Source organism: Kitasatospora sp. NPDC059747 (assembly GCF_042732955.1).
Taxonomy (GTDB): domain Bacteria; phylum Actinomycetota; class Actinomycetes; order Streptomycetales; family Streptomycetaceae; genus Kitasatospora.
Map to the genome: position 1 here is coordinate 1 of NZ_JBHWGV010000145.1, position 16,358 is coordinate 16,358.

Genomic DNA, 16,358 nt, shown 5'->3' on the forward strand with positions numbered 1-16,358 from the left:
GCGGGGGGGGGGTGGGGCCGGGGGGCGCTCGGGCCCCGGGAGCCCCCGGCGGGAGCGCCCCTTCGGTCGGGGGTGGCCCCGAGGGGTCAGGGCGCGATGTCGGCGATGACCAGCGCCGTGACGGTCGCCCTGAAGGCCCAGCTGGGGTCCTTCGCGTCGTTGGGGTGGTTGCGACGCCACATGGTCAGCTTGACGGCGGCGTCGTCGTCCGGCCCGCCCTGGACGATCTCCACTCCGACCTCGTCGAGCGACATGAGGGCGTGGGTCGGGTTTCCGCTCTGGAGGACCTCGACCGAGTACGACTGGATCGCCGCGCTCCAGACGGCATGACCGCGGTCGTCCCTGCGCACCTTTCCCTTGAGGGAGAATCCCACCTCCTGCGTGTACGGGGCGGACATGGGCGCGGTGAAGACCGGGAACTGGATCCGCTTGAGTTCGATCGGCATTGGTTCGCCTCCCGTTCGAATTGGAAGTCTGTCCGGGTGGTTCTGTGGAGAGTCCGGCGTGGTGCGTGCCCCGCGGCGGCCCTCGGGCGAGAACGGTCGAACGGTCGCCGGACCTACGCATCCGTGACGTTGACGGTCACGGACACCGGGGCGTGGTCGCCCACCGTGAAGGCGAGGTCCGATCCACCCGTCGGGGCCTCCGCGAGAGCTTTCACCTCGACCATCAGCTCGTTCGACGGATCCGCCGTCGACAGCGCCAGGTCGACGGGGCCGTCGGTGGTGAACGTCTGCCCGTCCGGCGACAGCGTTCCGTCGTAGGAGGCCAACGGCCCGATGCTGCCGTCGGCCCTCTTGCCGAACACCATCAGACTGCCGGCGAACCGCAGACCCCTCCCCGGGGGAAGCGTCACGACGACCGTCTGCGGAGGAACGCTGTCCGGTTCGAGGGGCGTCACGAACACACCCGCGTACTTCGGGTCCCCGGCGCGGGTCACCGTCACCGGCCCACCCGGGGACACCGAGAACCCGTCCGTGGCCAGGTCGGCGACGATCAGCGCTGTGACAGTCCCTCGGAAGCCCCAGCTGGGGTCCTTCGCGTCATTGGGGTGGTTGCGACGCCAAATGGTCAGCTCGACGGCCGCGTCGTCATCCGGCCCGCCCGGAACGATCTCCAGTCCGATCTGGTCGAGCGACATGGAGGCGTGGGTCGGGTTTCCGTTCTGCAGCACCTCCAGCGAGTACGACTGGATCGCCACACCCCAGACCGCATTGCCGTGGTCGTCCCTGCGGACCTTTCCCTTGAGCGAGAATCCGATGGTCTGCCTGCACGGGGCGGACATGGGCGCAGTGGTCACCGGGAACGGCACCGGCTTGAGTTCGATGGGCATGGGTTTGCCTCCCATTCGGTTCGGAAGTCCGGAGGAGAAGTGCCTACCTCGCCGAGAGGCGTATCGGTGAGCGGTCCGAGCCGGCGACACTGAAGGATGTCCGTCGCCTCGTGTTGCCCAGCGATTCGATGGCGTCGCACCAGACGTCGAGGTCGGAGTTCTTGGTCAGCCAGTCGGAGCGCGTCTTCGCCCGGCGGGAGGCCCTGGCCCAGTGCTTGGGGTCCTTCAGGGCCATCAGCGCGTGGATCCACGCGTTGACGTCGTCGCGGTAGGCGAAGATCCCCGCGTCACCGAGGGACTCGACCAGTCCCGGGGTGGGGTGGGCGATCACCGGGATTCCGGACGCGAAAGCCTCCACCGCCACTCGCCCCCAGGACTCGTAGAGGCTCGGCATGAGCATCACGCGGGACCGGGCGTAGACGTGTGTGCGCATCTCGCTTCCGGGCACGCCGTCGACGACCTCGCAGTTCGGAAGCCGCGGCGGCGGCATGATCTGCTGCCCGTAGGCGCCGCGGACACCGAGGAACCGCCACTCCGGCGTCCATGCGGCGATCTGCCAGAAGAGTTCGCCGCCCTTGTCGGAATTGAGGTTCACCAGGGTCGCACGGTCGCCCGGCTCGGTGCGGTAGTCCTCCGCGACGACGGGAGGGCGGACGACGACGGTGCGCCCGGGAAGGAACTCCGCGGGATAGCGCGCGTAGAAGATCTCGCCGTCCCGCCGGATCCATTCGCTGTTGTAGACCACGAGATCGGCTCCGGCCGCGTTGTGGAAGCTCGTGGCGAAGTTGTCGTGGCAGATCACGACGACGGGGATCCGGCGGGCCCTGGCGAGGCCCGCCACGATGGGGACGTTCTCGAAGTGGGACAGGAGGACGTCGGCCCGCTGGACGGCGGAGGCGAAGTCGACGCCGTCCTGATAGGGGACGACGCGCACTCCGTCGATGTCGTAGCTCTTCTCGATGCTCCCGGGGTGGGAGAGCCAGACCGTCACGCGGTGGCCGCGTTCGGCCAGGGGGCGGAGCATCGAGTGGAGCATCCACTCGGATCCCGCGTTGTGGGTGGGCGGATATCCGTACACCCGCGCCGCGATGGAGAGGTTCCAGGATTTGGTGCGCGCGGCACGAGGAGGCCTGTGCGGGCGGGGCACCGCCGAATCCACGTGTTCGTACTCCCTCCGGACGAGAACGACAGGGGCGCGGCGGGGGACGCCTTCGGGCGCGCCCCTACGGGGCCTACGTATCCGTGACGTTGACGGGTGCCGAGGTCAGGGCGTGGTCGCCCACGGCGAAAAGGAGGTTCGATTCGCCGGGTACGGCGTCGGCGAGGGCTTTCACCCCGATCAGCAGCGAATTCGTCGAATCGGCCTCCGAAAGGGCGAGATCGACGACGCTATTGGCGGTGAACGTCTGCCCGTCCTGCGTCAAGGCACCTTCATAGGCACCGAGCTGTCCGAACGTCCCGTCGCTCTTCTTGCCGAAGACGAGCAGATTGCCGGCGAACCGCAGGCCCCTCCCCGGCGGGAGCTTCACCACAACACTCTGCGGAGAGACGTTTCCCTTCTCAAGCGCCGTGACATACACCCCCGCATAGCGGGCCTCTCCCGCACGTTCCAACTGCTCCAGCCCGCCCGGCGACACCGAGAAGCCGGTCGTGACATTGACGGGTGCATCGGTCGGGGCGTAATCGCCCACGGTGAAGAGGAGGTTCGACTCACCCGGTTCGGCGTCTGCGGGGGCTTTCACGCCGATCAGCAGCGAATTCGTCGGATCGGCGTCGGAGAGTGCCAGGTCGACGGAAGTGTCGGCGGTGAAGGTCTGCCGGTCCGGCGTCAAGGTGCCCTCGTAGGACCCGAGTTGCCCGAAGCTTCCGTCGGGCCTCTTGCCGTAGACAAGCAGATTGCCGGCGAACTGCAGGCCCTTCCCCGGCGGGAGCGTCACCACAACGCTCTGCGGAGAGACGTCTCCCCCTCCAAGGGTCGTGACATATACCCCCGGATAGCGGCCCTCCCCTGCACGCTCCAGCTGCTCCATCCCACCCGGCGACACCGAGAACCCACTCACTGGAGGTTCCTTTCTATTCGCGTTTGGCGGCGCGCGAACCGAATCCAGCCGCCTTTATGGCGACTGTCGTAGAAATCCACGATCCGAGCCGTGCTTTGCCGAACAAGGATGGACACAGAACCGCCTTCCACAAAAGGGGTTCTCCGCACGAAGTACCATTACCTGCCACGCCGGCGGCTCGCCGAACCGAGCATCAGCGGACAGCGCAGAACACTGGCTCACCACGAGGACCTCGCACCACCATCCCATGCGCAACACACACCTCAGCCCCATTGCCCCGCAACCCCGGACTTCCCACAGCCAGGCAGCGCACAATGACTGGATTAATTTCCCTCTTTATGATATTCGGATTATCTACTCTCTCCTGGTGGATCTCCTTGCGGAGGGCCGGGCCCCGGCACGGCATCACCCTGCCGGTGAGGACCGACCCCGACTTCCCCGGCCCGATTGCGTAGTCGAATCGCGTAGTTCTACCGATGCCGCGGCACCGCCCGCCTCCCCATACTCGGCCTGGCAACACGAGTGAACGCGGAGAGGTGACGACAAGGCGATGGCTGCACCGCACAACCAGAACGACCCGGATGTCCGGCAACTCACGGACGACACCTGGCAGTTCGGCCAGGAGGACCCGCCCGGCCGGTCGGCCGGGCAGCAGTACGGCCGGCCCGCCACGGCGCCGCCCGGATACTTCGCGCCGGCGAAGCCGAAGCGCCGCCCCTTCCGGACCGCCTACTTCGCGCTCCTGGGCGTGCTGTTCTGCAGCATGCTCGGCCTCGTCGGCTTCCTCGTCCTGAACCGCCCCCACCCGGCCCCGGACGCGCAGGTCGACGGCAACGGCAACGTCACCAAGGGCGGTGACCTCGGCCTCCGCAACCTGACCACCGGTCAGTGCTTCGACGAGCCGAGCGGCGCCGCCCAGCAGCAGGTGGACGGGGTCTCGGCCGTCCCGTGCGGCGACCCGCACGACGCCCAGGTGATCGGCTACTCCATGCTCACCGACTCCTCGTACGACGAGGCGAAGATCAAGGACGAGGCCGCCGCGGCGTGTCAGAAGCTGTCCGCGGGCCCGACCGTCGACCGGACCAAGCTCGGCAGTGGTGCGAACATCGTGGACTTCGTCCCGACCGCGGGCTCCTGGCAGCACCTCGACCGCAAGGTCACCTGTGCCGTCGACAACGGAACCGGCGCCAAGCTCACCGGCTCGGTGCTCAAATGACCGGGCACAGCGGATCCCGGCGCAGCGGGTCCCGGCACGGCGAGTCGGAGCATGGCGAGTCGGAGCACGGCGAGTCCCGCCTCGGCCCTGTCGTGGCGCACTTCCGGGGCACCATCCGCTTCGGCGGGTACCTGCCCTACATCGGGTCCCTGGCGCTGATCGCGGGAGTGGCCGGAGTCGTCACGGGAGCGCTCCTCAACGGGCTGTACGGCCTGGTGGTGGGTGTCCTGGCCTGGTCGCCGTCCGTCCTGGCGTGGCGGCACGAGGTGGAGGTCCACCAGCAGGGCTTCGTCTGGCGGCGCCCGACCGGAACGCGGAGCTTCCGGTACGCCGAGATCAGGAGTGTGCAACGCACCAGGGTCAGCAGCTTCCTGCTGGGCACCTACGACGCCGTGACGGTGACCCTGCTCAGCGGGCACGAAGTCCTCGTCGGACCGGTCCAGGACACGCCGCGGCTCGCGAGGCTCCTGGCCGGCGCGGAGCCCGCTCCGGTACCCGCCTGGCAGCCGCCGGACACGACCGGACGGAGCGCCCGGTGACCGCCGCCCTGATCATCCCCGCGATCGGCATCCTGATCGGCGGATTCGTCCTGGCCCGGGGCACGCTGCTGACGCGCGGCAGCAGCCGCGCGTACGCCCGGTACCAGGCGGGACACCTGGCCTGGCTGCTCGGGCTCGACCTGGTCGAGGGCGACCCGGCGACGAACCTGGGCGTGCGGATCGCGAACCCCGAGATGCGGCGCGGCCATGCGCCGGACCAGCCCCTGCTCGTCCGGGTCCGGCTGGCCGGCTCACCGCAGGGGGTGCCGGTCGAGCTCTCCTACGAGTACCGGGAGCAGTCGGTCCGGGGCCTCGGCTCGGTCACCCGGGACGAACGGTTCGCCTGCGGGATGACCGTTCGGGCGCGACGGCCGTTCCCGCCCTTCGAGGTGACGTCCCGCAAGGTCCCGCACGGCAGCATCGACCGCCTGCACGAACTGCCCGCGATGGACACCGGACGGCCCGCGGTCGACGCCGCCTACCTCGTCACCACCTCCGCACCCGCCATGGCCGAGCTGCTCGGTGGCCTGTTGGAGGGTTTCGCCCCGCTCGTCCCTTCGGGCGTGCACCTGGTCGGCGACGGGCAGCACGTCACGTTCGTGATGCGGCAGCGGGGGTTCCCGTTCGTCCGCACCTCACTCGACCACGCGGTCACCATGCGGGACCAACTCACCGCCCTCGCCCGGGGCGTGGGCGGCTGAGCGACTGAACCACGACCGCCTCACCCCGCGCCCGGCGCCTCGGTCAGAAGGGCGCGGGTGAGGCTCGCCCGGTTGGCGACACCGAGTTTGCGGTAGATCCGGCCGAGGTGACCGTCGACCGTCCGTACGCTGAGGACCAGCGTGCCGGCGATCTCACCGCTCGTCAGACCGGTGCCGGCCAGGCGGGCGATCTCCCGTTCCCGTCCGGTGAGCGCGGCCAGCACGGCCGACGGGTCGGGGACGTCGCGGCCGCCGGCATCCTGCGCCGCACCGCTCGGCGCGTCGAGCAGGGCCCGGCTCTCGTCGGCGTCCCCGGTCAGCAGCCGGGTCCGAGCGAGCAGCACCCGTGCCTCGTGCCAGTGGTCCTCGCCCTCCCTGAGCAGCGACAGGGCGGCCGAGAGGTACTCGGCCGACGTCGCGGGAGAGGTGTGCAGCGCGTTGCGCGCGGCGGCGATCAGGGTCGTGACGTGCTCCGGCGCGCCGGGATCGGCGGCCCGTGCCACGTGGTGGGCCCGCCGGGCGATCGGGGCCGCCCGCTCGGCGAGCGCGGCCGCGGCGCGGCGGTGCAGCGTCAGGCGCCGGCTGGGTTCGAGGCGCTGGTGCACGACCTCGGCCACCGCCCGGTGACGCAGCACCAGCTGCGGCGCGCGTTCGGCCGGGCGCAGCAGGTCGAGACCGGTGAGGGTGTCCAGCGCCCGCATGGTCTCGACCGGTTCCAGCCCCGCGACGGCGGCGAGCAGCTCCGGGTGGAACGGCTCGCCGAGCACCGCGGCGGCCTGGACCGCGGCGAGCGCGGCGTCGTCGAGGGCGGCGAGCTCACCGAGGACCGCCGTGCCGGCCTCGGCGATCGCCTCGCCGTCGGCGGCCAGGATCCGGAGGTACTGCGGGTTGCCGAGGCCCTCCCGGTACAGCGCGTCAAACCGGTGTACGTCGTCGAAGCGGTGCGCCTCGTCGAAGCGGTTCACGTCGGCGAAGCGGTTCACGCCCGGGAGCTCACCGAGCAGTTCCGCGGCCTCCTCCCGGGAGAGCGCGCCGAGCTGCCACACCTCCAGCAGGCCGGCGGACGTCGCCCGGGAGAGCACCGCGGCGATCGCGGGCGACAGCTGGCGCTGCCGGTAGGCCAGCAGGCAGAGCAGCGGGCCGGTGGCCGCCGCGTGGATCATCCGTTCCAGGCCCGGGATCTGGTCGGCGGCGAGCTGGTGCACGTCGTCCAGGACCACCACGGCGGCACCGCCCCGCGCCACCTGCCGGCGCACGTCGCAGTTGTCGTCGAGCAGCGGCCGGAAGCCCGGGAGCGCGGCCGCGATCTCGTACTGCCCCTGGGCCGCAGCCACCCGGACCCCCGCCGCCCTGGCGTGCGCGGCGGCCGTGAACATCAGCGTGCTCTTGCCGATGCCCGGCTCCCCCACCAGCGCGATCGCCCGCCCGCCGGCCGACCCCAGGCCGTCCAGCACCGCCAGCAGCGCCTCGGTCTCCCGCGCCCGCCCGAGGAGCCGGCGCCCTCCGGCGACCGCGTCCCGCGCCGGCAGGCCCCTGATGAGCGGGCCGCCGTTCCGTATCTCGTCCGACATGACCGGCACAGTAGCGGCCCCGGCTGACGCCGACATCGCGCGACCGTGTCCCGGGCCGCCCCGGGGCCGTCTCGCCCTGTTGATGGGGACCTCGAATCCGGCATAACCTCCCGGAATGGTGCAGAGCAAGGCCGTCGACGTCGACGGCTACCTGATCGAGGTTCCCGAGGAGCAGCGAGCCGTCCTGGCCGAGGTGCGGCAGCTGTGCCGCGAGGAGTTGGCGGGCTTCGACGAGGTCATGGCGTACGGGATGCCCGCGTACGAGCGGGACGGCGTTTGCGAGATCGCGTTCGCCCGCCAGAAGCAGTACTTCTCCTTCTACCTCATGCGCAGTGACGTCCGCGAGGCGTTCGAGGAGCGGCTGGCCGGGCAGGACATGGGCAAGGGTTGTCTGCGGTTCCGCAAACCGGAGGACATCGACTTCGGCCTGTTGCGGGACCTGCTCAAGGCCACCGCCGCCCGGCCCGGAAAGATCTGCTGACTCCTGCCGGTCACGGGGGCACCGCGCGGCCGGCGCCGCGTCAGCGCGGGGGTACCGGAGAAGTGGCGACCGCGCCGGAGAGGATGAGCAGAGCAGCGGCGACGAAGCAGGTTCCCACCAGGAACCCCATGACCGGGAACTGCCAGCCCAGCCGGCCACCGGCTTCCCGGGCCTGCTGCGGCCGTCCGGGCGGGTAGCAGACGATCACCTCGCTGCCCGGTCCCCCGGGCCGCGACAGGTACACCTCCTGCCGGTGCACCCCGCCCTCCGGCGCCTGGAACCGGACGACGCCCTTCCAGCGAGGTCCTCCCCTGTTCGTGCGCTCGCGGTAGCACTGGAGGAGCATGCCGACGACCCGGGTCCCCCTCTGGGCGCGCACCTGCCGAACGGCGCTCGTGAGGGAGAAGCCCCACAGGCCGATGCCCACCACCAGAAGGAACCACAACCCGCCGTCGCCGTGCATGGCGCGACCCACCGTCTTCCGTAGCAGGAACGAGGCCGCCCAGGCTACGCGACCGCCGGTCCCCCGCCCGGGGCGGGGCCCGACCGCGCCGGCACGGGCACGGGCCCGTCCCGCACGCGTCCACGTCGGGTTGCGGAGGCCGCCGGAACGGGGCGTCATGACAGGAGGGACCCCGCCTGCCTGCCCCCGGGAAGCGGCGCCGCGCCGTTCCCCGGCCACTAGAGAATGTCGGAGACCTCCGTGCAGACCGTTCGCACCTCACCGCAGATCACCCGGGACGTCATCGCCTTCATGGAGCCCGCGCTTCGCGCAGCGACGGCCCGGCTCGACGAACCCGTCCGGCGGATGACGGAGTACCACTTCGGGTGGGTCGACGCCGAGGGCCGCCCGACGACACCGGTCGGCTTCCGTCGGCGGCCGGCGCTGGTCGCCCTGCTGTGCGCGGGCAGCGGTCCGCAGGCGTGGGAGGCGGTCCGGACGGCCGCCGTCGCCGGCACCCTGATGTCGGCCGCCGGGACCGTCCACGACGACGTCATCGACCAGGAGATGGTCCGCAAGGGCCGGCCGACCCTCTGGACGGCCTTCGGCGTGCCGGCCGCGATCCAGGTCGGGGTCGCCCTGCACTGCCTCGCGTTCGAGCTCCTCGCCGAGGAGGGCGACCGGGTCTCCACCGAGCTGATCCGGCGGGCCGCCCGCGCCATCCGGGAGTGCTGCTCGGGGCAGATCCGCGACCTGGAGTCGGAGGGCACGTCCCGGATGAGCCTGGAGCTCTCGCTGGAGCTGCTGGAGAGCACCATCGCCCTCCCCACCGCCGGGGTGTGCCTCGCCGGCGCCCTGGTGCGCGGCGCCGGCGAGGAGGAACTGGTCGTGGCCGAACGGTTCGGCTACCACGCCGGCATGGCCATGGCCTTCTTCGACGACTGGGAGGGCGTCTGGGGCACCTCCCGCGACACCCTCGAGGACCCGCTGGCCGACCTGCGGCGGCGCAAGTCCCGGGCCTTCGTCGCGGTCGCCCTCCAGTCCGACGGACCGGCCCGCGACCAGCTCGCCGCCTTCTACGACGACACCGCCGCGCCCACCCTCGACCAGCTCCGGCACGTCACCGGCCTCATCGAGGAGTGCCGGGGCCGCGCCTGGCTGGAGGAGCGGATCCGGGAGCACATCCGGCTGGCCCACGCGATCCTGCCGCAGGCCGTACCGGACCCCGTCGCGCGGGCCGAGCTCGCCGCGTTCGTCGCCGCCATCGCCGACGAACTACCCTGACGGGCGCACGATCCGGGGTCGGGAGCACAGGGGACCGCAGGAGGAGGGGGGCGGGGCGCAGCGGTGTTCGCCGTCTCACCGCCGACGATCCGCCGCCTTCTCGTGGAGACCGTCAGTACTGGGCGAGGTCGAGGGAGCGGACGTCCTGCGGGGCCAGCGCCGTGACCGGGCCGAGGGGGATGCACTCCCCGGTCCCGGCGAAGGTGCACAGCTTGGCCTCGTGCAGGTCGTCGCCCTCGGGCACGAACTTCCAGATGTATGCGAAGTAGGCCGTGTCGGCTTCGAGGGGGCGTCCCGGCCACACCGCGCCGAAGGTGTGTCCGGCGCGGGCATCGGCCTCGGTCAGGAAGTGCGACTCCCCGTCGACGTTCCAGCAGCCCGTCCCGGGGATGCTCTCGCAGGCGGGGTACCTGATGGCCCAGGCCATGAACATGGGCGACCTGGCGGTACGGCCCTCGGGGTCCGAGGTGACCTTGAGCCGGACCAGCAGGGCGGTCTTCCCCGCAGGGGCCGCGACTCCGGGGAGTGCGGCGCTGGTCCCGACACTGACGACCTGGGCCTTGATCGTGTCACCGTGGATCGCCGGCCCCGTGGGGGACGGGAAGGGCGACGGGCTCGGGGAGACGGCGACGAGCGTTGTCGGGTGCGGTACTGAGCCTCCCGGCGCGGCACCGATCGGACCGCTGCTGCAACCCGCGAGTGCCGTGATCGCGATGCCGAGCGCCGCGACCTGCTTCGTCAGTCGATGAATCGTCATGAATCCCCCGTTACCGTGCCGGGCCGCGTGGTCCCCGGCCTCGTGTGAATCACGGGATCATGGCACATCGGTCGATCACCAGGGCAAGCACTGCCGCCGAGCGGGATTCCACGGGCGGGCGGGCGGGGGGGCAGGCGGCGGGCGCGCGTCGGGCAGGCGGCGGGCGGGCGGACAGCGGGCGAGCGGCGGGCGAGCAGGTACTCGACAAGCTTCCAGCAGGTACCCGACAAGCTTCTACAGCCCTGTAGACAGTCGGGCCAAAAGCTGTAGAGTGAGCGCCGGTTGAACGACGGCCACCGCCGCCCGGCCGGTCCGGGACGGCCCGTGGGCGTCGGCGTTCCGTGCGCCGCCGCCGCGCGGCGCTGGGCCGGCCGCCCGCCCCCCCGGCGCCACCCGGCGCCGGCGGCCGCCCCGCCCCCTACCCCGCCATCGCGAGAAGATCGGCCGACCGTGTCGCAACCCCCAGACCTCCGGGAGGCACCGGCGCACCACGCCGCCCCCTCCTGCCCGCCCGGTTCCACCACCGGGCGCGTCGTGATCGTCTCCGCGAGCGTGGGCGCAGGGCACGACGGGGCTGCGGCCCAACTCGCCCTTCGGCTCTCTCATTTGGGCTTCTCGGTCGACCGCCACGACTTCCTGGACCTGATACCCGCCGGCTTCGGGCGACTGGTCTCGGACAGCTACCGGCTGCTGCTGACCATCGCCCCCTCCGCCTACCAACGGATCTACTCGGCCACCGAGAACGCCGGGCGTCCGGGCCTCATGATCCGGCTGATGCAGCGCAGCAGCCACCGGCGACTCCTGCGCCGGCTGCCGCCGGACACCCTCGCGGTGGTGGCGACGTACCCGCTCGCCGGGCAGGTGCTCGGCACCCTGCGCCGCCGGGGACGCCTCGCGGTGCCCGCCGCCGTCTACCTGACGGACTTCTCCGTGCATCCCCTGTGGGTGGCTCCCGGTGCCGATCTGCACCTGGCGGCGCATCCCGTCCCGGCCGGGCAGGCCCGCGAGCACGGCGCCGAGCGGGTGGTGGTCTCCGGCCCTGTGGTCGATCCCCGGTTCACCCCGGCCACCGACGCCCAGCGCAGCGCCGCCCGGGCCCGGTTCGGCCTCCCGGCGGACGCGCCGCTGGCGCTGCTGGTGGCCGGCTCCTGGGGAGTCGGCGAGGTGGCGAAGGTGGCGGCCGAGATCCGTGACACCGGCGCGGCCGTGCCGGTCGTGGTGTGCGGGAAGAACGGCCCCCTGGCGGCGCGGCTGCGGGCGGACGGCATCGAGCACGCCTTCGGCTGGGTCGACGACATGCCCGGCCTGATGCACGCCTGCGACGTGCTGGTGCAGAACGCCGGCGGCCTGACCTCCCTGGAGGCGTTCGCCTGCGGCCTGCCGGCCGTCAGCTACCGCTGCATACCCGGCCACGGCCAGACCAACGCCGCCGCCCTGGACGAGGCCGGCCTCGCCCCCTGGATCGAGGACCCGGCCGACCTCAAGCCCGTCCTCGCCGCCATGGTCGACGGCATCACCCGGCGCCGGTACCGCGAGGCCGGGCTGGCCCTGCACCGCGAGGCGACCGGCCCCGCGAACGCCATCGCGGCCGTCGCCGAGCAGTACGCCGCCGGCCAGTACGCCGCCGAGCGCTCGGGTGCCACCACGACGTCCCCCGCGATCCCCCTGGCCCCCGCGATCCCGGCGCAGCGGCGTCATCCGGGCCGGGCGACCGCACCCGCTCCGCGCCGCCCCGTCCGCAAGCTCGGCCTCGCGGCCGCAGCCCTCGCCGCGACCGCCTGGCTGGCCACCGGCGGCACCCAACTCGCCGTCGCCTACGGGGGATTCGACACCGTCGACCCCGACCACACCGGCCGGGCCTACCTCGTCGTCCACCCTCCGCACAACGGTCGCCTCGACGACGCGACACTGCGCACCCTGGTGGCCGAGAAGGCGGCCGTCTCCATCGACGCGGCCGAGGCCGCCGCCGACCCCGGCGAGGTGCGCCGCCTCGCGAGCGCCGGACTCACCGTGGTCAACGCCGGCTACGGCCCGCCGTACGCGACCGGGATCGTCACCCGCCGCGACTCGGTCGAAGCCGGTGCCACCGCCCTGCGCGCGGCCACCGGCGCGGCCGCCAGGTTCTTCCTCTCCGGCACCGACCTGGACGCCCTCGACCTCGGCCTGGCCGCCTACCACCACGAGCACGTGGTGGTCCCCGACGCCCGGATCGCCTGCGGCAGCTCCACCACTCCCGCCGTGCGGCCCGGTCAGGTCGTCCTGGTCGAATGCGGCGACGCCCACCCGGCGGACCTCTCCGCCACCCTGCGCCGCCTGGCCACCACCCCCCACCGGCTCCCGCGCCTCGGCGCGCTCACCACCCTTTCCTGAGGCCGTACTCGATGAAGCCCCGCACGCTCCTGCGCATCGGCACCGCCGCAGCCGCGCTCACCGCCGTCCAGGCGGCCCCCGCCATCTCCACCTTCGGACCGCTGCGCAACCGCCTGATGCCCCGCCTCGCCGGGACCGGCCGACCCGACCACGTCGCCCTCACCTTCGACGACGGCCCGGACCCGTTCTCCACGCCGCACTTCCTGACGATCCTTCAGAAATACGACGTGCAGGCCACGTTCTTCCTCCTCGGCTCGATGGCCGACAAGTCCCCGGGCCTGGTGCGGGAGATCGCCGACGCCGGCCACGAGATCGCCGTGCACGGCTGGGCCCACCGCCCGCTGCTGCTGCGCGGCCCCCGCGCCACGTACCAGGACCTGCGCCGCGCCCGCGACACGATCGCCGACCTCACCGGCCGGGCACCGCAGTGGTTCCGGCCCCCGTACGGCGTCATGACCACCGCCGCCCACCTGTCCGCACGCAGGCTCGGGCTCACCCCCGTGCTGTGGACGAGCTGGGGCGAGGACTGGACGAGCCGCGCCACCGCCGACTCGGTCCATCGCACGGTCACCGCCGACCTGCACGGCGGCGGCACGATCCTCCTGCACGACTCCGACTGCACCTCCGCCCCCGCCGCCTGGCAGTCCGCCCTCGGCGCCCTGCCCACCCTCCTCGACCACTGCGCCGCCAAGGGCTGGCAGGTCGGCCCACTGCGCGACCACGGCCTCCCGAACACCCCGGGCCGGCCGACCCCCGGCACGGAAGCCGCGTGAACGGGCAGCCCCGGCGCGCCAGCGGGAGCTGCCGGCCCGCCGGGCTGGGCCGTTCGCCGGTGCTCCGTCACCGGCGGGCGATCCGGCGGCGGGCGGCCACGAACACGCCTGCACCGACGGTGAGCAGGGCGGCGCCGCCGACGCCGTAGGCAAGCATCCGGCCGCCGTCGCCGCCGGTTTCGGCCAGGCTCCCGTCCGGCACGATGGAGGCCGATGGCGAGCCCGCGCCGGCCGGCGCAGCACTCGACGTGGCCGTCACGGTGACGCTCGGGCTCGGTGCAACCGTGGCCGTGACGCTCGGGCTCGGCGCACCTGTCGCAGTGACGCTCGGGCTCGGCGCGCCCGTGGTCGTGGCCGTCGGGCTCGGTGCAACCGTCGTGCTGGCGGTCGGACTGGGTGTCGCGGTGGACGTCGCGGTCGGGCTCGCTGTTGCCGTGGAAGTGGCTGTCGGTGAAGCGGTCGGCTCGGGCTTGCAGGAACGGCCACCGTTCCAAGCGGAGATCAGGTCCCCGTAGATGACGCCCTCAGGGTAGTTCGGCAACGGATTGTCGACACCGTCGAACTTCCGGTCACCGTGGTACAGGTCGAGTTGGCCGAAGCATTTCGGCAGGTGGGCCGATACGTCCAGGGACGCCCGGGGGTTGTCGGCGGAAAGTGCGGCGGTCGCCCAACCGAGGAAGGCCTGCTCGCCCGACGAGGACCACGTCGGGCCCTCGGAGTCGTAGGAGGCCAGCGAGACCTTGTAGACGCAGCCGGCATCGGGCTTCCCGACGAGTCGGACCTCGATGACCCCATGCGGCTCGTCCATCCGGCTGCCCCTGGTCCAGGTCTTGCCCCCGTTGACGGAGTACTCGACTGCGAGCGGCTTGCACGCGGGCGCCTCGGCGGCCTGGGCCGGGCCCGCGGCGACGAGCGGAATGCCGGCGGCCATGCCGAGGGCGGCGAGCCCAGGAATGTGACGAAGATATGTATGACGCACGAAAGAACCTTCTGAATAGTGCCGGTACTGATGAGTCCCCTTGCCTCCACTCCCTTGAAGGCCGGAACGAATCTATTGGCACACGAACGGGAATCGATCCGCACGACCGCCGCACTTGCTGCAGAACCCGCGTGCAGGTTCCTGCACCGCACGTGACATTGGTCCCGGCCACGATGGACCGAGGCCCCTTGGGCGCCCCGGGTCCCCCCTTGCAGGATCTGTTCTCGACGGCGGCGCCCGGCCTGGACCGCCGTTCTGTTCCGACGAGTTCCCGGGAGTCCGATGAACGGCAACGCGCTTGCGGCGCTGGGCGTGAACGCCCAGGAGGAAGCGGTCTACCGACTGCTCCTGCGCTCCCCCGGAATCGGATTCGCCGCGATCCGGTTCGGCTGCGGGATGGACCAGGATGTCGCCCGGACCGCCGTCGCCCGGCTGCGGGACCTGGGCATGGTCAGGGAGATGCCCGGCCGCGGCACCTTCAGCGGCAACGATCCGAGGGCCGTGGTCGAACGGCTGGCACGGCGCCGCGTCCACGGCCTCCAGAGCGAGATCCGGCAGGTCGTCTCCTCGCGCCACGTGGTCGACGTCCTGCTGGACGACCAGCGGCAGGGGCAACGGGGTCCGGCCTTCGACCTGCAACGCGTCGAGGGAATCGACCAAGTGGTCGCGTGCATCGACGAGTTGTCCTTCTTCACCCGCGAGGAGCGGCTGACCACCCACCCCGGACCGATCATCACCGCCGCCCTCGATTCGGTCCGGAGCTCCGACCTCAAGTGCCTGCGACGCGGCCTGCGAATGCGGACCATCCTCCACACCAGCGCGCTCGACCGCCCGGAGGTCGGCCTCCTCGCGAGGGAACTGGCGGAGCAGGGCGCCGAAGTACGGGGCACGGCGGGTCCGCTGGAACGGATGGTCATCTTCGACCGGCAGACCGCCGTGGTGGCGGTCGACCCGCACGACATCACCCGCGGCGCCCTCGTGGTCCGCCAGCCCGGCCTGCTGGCGAACCTGCTGGCCTTGTTCGAACGCCGCTGGTCACAGTCCTGCCGGGTCGAGGAGCAGCTGCCGAGCGAGACCGAACGACAGATCCTCCAGGCGATGGCCCGCGTCGACAAGGACGAGGCCGGAGCACGCGAACTCGGCATGTCGCTGCGCACCTACCGCGGCCATGTCGCGGCGCTGATGCGCCGCCTGGGAGCATCGAACCGGTTCCAGGCGGCACTGGTGGCCCGTGACCGGAACTGGATCTGACGCGCCACCGCCGACGGTGGCCGAGCGACGACGCCGGAGCACCGCGCCAAATCCGGTGACACGCGGGTGCCGTACGGGGAGACTGACGGCAGACGTGCACAAGCAGTCGAAGGCCGAAGGGCGAGCAATGGCACTGGTGAAGAAGGGGTCCCGTCGCATCGTCGTCGACGGCGTCGAGTACCGCTGGCGACTGAGCAGGAAGCACTGGTGCTGCGACTTCGACGCCAGCACCCTGGCCTACATGGTGGAGGACGCGGCCCGGCCCGGCACGACGCTCGTCGTCGAGACCGGCCGGCCGTCCCTTCTCGCACCGAGCCTGGTGCCGGCCGAACTCGTCCTGCCGCGCGAAGTCGCCGCAGGCATCCGGGCCGCGCGGTCGAACGGCTGGACGCCCGGCTCCAACGGTTCGCCGTTCAAGCTGCACCTTTCCGCCGTCTGACCCGGCCGCACCCCGCTGGCGCGTCAGTGCTCGCACGCGGAGATCGAACGGGAGCCTCGTTTGCCACCGGCGCACGCGGATATTGGCGGAGTGGGGGGAGCGCCGCGCCCCGGGCCCACCCCCCCCCCCACCCCAACCCCCGCCCCCACCCCCCCGATGCGG

Annotated in this window: 17 protein-coding genes; 9 read left to right on the plus strand and 8 right to left on the minus strand. The window is 72.1% G+C overall.

Annotated elements, in window-relative coordinates; translation table 11 throughout:
- Positions 1 to 86 precede the first annotated feature (86 nt).
- The 4 genes from ACFV4G_RS38085 to ACFV4G_RS38100 all read right to left on the minus strand — a co-directional run bounded on the left by ACFV4G_RS38085 (position 87) and on the right by ACFV4G_RS38100 (position 3,393).
- Positions 87 to 446 (minus strand): hypothetical protein, encoded by a 360-nt coding sequence (locus ACFV4G_RS38085; protein WP_380447217.1) that lies wholly within the window; start codon positions 444 to 446, stop codon positions 87 to 89.
- A 113-nt stretch (positions 447 to 559) separates the two neighbouring features.
- A complete protein-coding gene (locus ACFV4G_RS38090) occupies positions 560 to 1,333 on the minus strand; it encodes a hypothetical protein (protein ID WP_380447219.1) in 774 nt (257 codons plus the stop codon).
- Positions 1,334 to 1,376: 43 nt separating this feature from the next.
- A complete protein-coding gene (locus ACFV4G_RS38095) occupies positions 1,377 to 2,357 on the minus strand; it encodes a glycosyltransferase family 4 protein (protein WP_380447221.1) in 981 nt (326 codons plus the stop codon).
- Between the two features lie 208 nt (positions 2,358 to 2,565).
- Entirely contained in the window at positions 2,566 to 3,393 is an 828-nt protein-coding gene (locus ACFV4G_RS38100) for a hypothetical protein (RefSeq protein WP_380447223.1), read from the minus strand.
- Positions 3,394 to 3,943: 550 nt separating this feature from the next.
- Here ACFV4G_RS38100 and ACFV4G_RS38105 point away from each other — a divergent pair.
- The 3 genes from ACFV4G_RS38105 to ACFV4G_RS38115 are packed head-to-tail and all read left to right on the plus strand — an operon-like array spanning position 3,944 to position 5,849.
- Positions 3,944 to 4,609, plus strand: coding sequence for a septum formation family protein (locus tag ACFV4G_RS38105; protein WP_380447225.1), 666 nt, complete (start codon positions 3,944 to 3,946; stop codon positions 4,607 to 4,609).
- Complete coding sequence (locus ACFV4G_RS38110) at positions 4,606 to 5,148, plus strand: hypothetical protein (protein ID WP_380447227.1); 543 nt, start codon at positions 4,606 to 4,608, stop codon at positions 5,146 to 5,148. Before ACFV4G_RS38105 ends, ACFV4G_RS38110 begins: the two co-directional genes overlap by 4 nt.
- The gene (locus ACFV4G_RS38115; RefSeq protein WP_380447228.1) at positions 5,145 to 5,849 is read left to right on the plus strand and encodes a hypothetical protein; all 705 of its coding nucleotides are present in this window, start codon (positions 5,145 to 5,147) and stop codon (positions 5,847 to 5,849) included. The genes ACFV4G_RS38110 and ACFV4G_RS38115 overlap by 4 nt, the downstream gene beginning before the upstream one ends.
- Before the next feature lie 20 nt (positions 5,850 to 5,869).
- Here the strand turns inward: ACFV4G_RS38115 and ACFV4G_RS38120 are convergent, their stop codons facing one another.
- Positions 5,870 to 7,420, minus strand: coding sequence for a LuxR C-terminal-related transcriptional regulator (locus ACFV4G_RS38120; RefSeq protein WP_380447230.1), 1,551 nt, complete (start codon positions 7,418 to 7,420; stop codon positions 5,870 to 5,872).
- Positions 7,421 to 7,535: 115 nt separating this feature from the next.
- On the opposite strand from ACFV4G_RS38120, the gene ACFV4G_RS38125 reads away from it, so the two are divergent.
- Positions 7,536 to 7,901: an iron chaperone gene (locus ACFV4G_RS38125; RefSeq protein WP_380447232.1), complete on the plus strand. Its 366-nt coding sequence runs from the start codon at positions 7,536 to 7,538 to the stop codon at positions 7,899 to 7,901.
- A 40-nt stretch (positions 7,902 to 7,941) separates the two neighbouring features.
- Here the strand turns inward: ACFV4G_RS38125 and ACFV4G_RS38130 are convergent, their stop codons facing one another.
- Positions 7,942 to 8,364 (minus strand): DUF3592 domain-containing protein, encoded by a 423-nt coding sequence (locus ACFV4G_RS38130; RefSeq protein WP_380447234.1) that lies wholly within the window; start codon positions 8,362 to 8,364, stop codon positions 7,942 to 7,944.
- Between the two features lie 240 nt (positions 8,365 to 8,604).
- On the opposite strand from ACFV4G_RS38130, the gene ACFV4G_RS38135 reads away from it, so the two are divergent.
- The gene (locus tag ACFV4G_RS38135; protein ID WP_380447236.1) at positions 8,605 to 9,627 is read left to right on the plus strand and encodes a polyprenyl synthetase family protein; all 1,023 of its coding nucleotides are present in this window, start codon (positions 8,605 to 8,607) and stop codon (positions 9,625 to 9,627) included.
- Positions 9,628 to 9,739: 112 nt separating this feature from the next.
- Here ACFV4G_RS38135 and ACFV4G_RS38140 read toward each other — a convergent pair whose 3' ends face one another.
- On the minus strand, positions 9,740 to 10,384 hold the full coding sequence (locus tag ACFV4G_RS38140; RefSeq protein ID WP_380447238.1) for a hypothetical protein: 645 nt from the start codon (positions 10,382 to 10,384) through the stop codon (positions 9,740 to 9,742).
- Between the two features lie 450 nt (positions 10,385 to 10,834).
- On the opposite strand from ACFV4G_RS38140, the gene ACFV4G_RS38145 reads away from it, so the two are divergent.
- Together ACFV4G_RS38145 and ACFV4G_RS38150 are read left to right on the plus strand one after the other, a co-directional pair.
- A complete protein-coding gene (locus ACFV4G_RS38145) occupies positions 10,835 to 12,754 on the plus strand; it encodes a glycosyltransferase (RefSeq protein WP_380447239.1) in 1,920 nt (639 codons plus the stop codon).
- An 11-nt stretch (positions 12,755 to 12,765) separates the two neighbouring features.
- Entirely contained in the window at positions 12,766 to 13,527 is a 762-nt protein-coding gene (locus ACFV4G_RS38150; RefSeq protein ID WP_380447241.1) for a polysaccharide deacetylase family protein, read from the plus strand.
- 67 nt (positions 13,528 to 13,594) lie between these two features.
- Here ACFV4G_RS38150 and ACFV4G_RS38155 read toward each other — a convergent pair whose 3' ends face one another.
- Complete coding sequence (locus ACFV4G_RS38155) at positions 13,595 to 14,458, minus strand: hypothetical protein (protein ID WP_380447243.1); 864 nt, start codon at positions 14,456 to 14,458, stop codon at positions 13,595 to 13,597.
- Between the two features lie 330 nt (positions 14,459 to 14,788).
- On the opposite strand from ACFV4G_RS38155, the gene ACFV4G_RS38160 reads away from it, so the two are divergent.
- Together ACFV4G_RS38160 and ACFV4G_RS38165 are read left to right on the plus strand one after the other, a co-directional pair.
- Positions 14,789 to 15,757 carry a LuxR C-terminal-related transcriptional regulator gene (locus tag ACFV4G_RS38160; protein ID WP_380447245.1) on the plus strand — a complete coding sequence of 323 codons (969 nt, stop codon included), beginning with the start codon at positions 14,789 to 14,791 and terminating at the stop codon, positions 15,755 to 15,757.
- A 127-nt stretch (positions 15,758 to 15,884) separates the two neighbouring features.
- On the plus strand, positions 15,885 to 16,196 hold the full coding sequence (locus tag ACFV4G_RS38165; RefSeq protein WP_380447247.1) for a hypothetical protein: 312 nt from the start codon (positions 15,885 to 15,887) through the stop codon (positions 16,194 to 16,196).
- Positions 16,197 to 16,358: the final 162 nt, after the last annotated feature.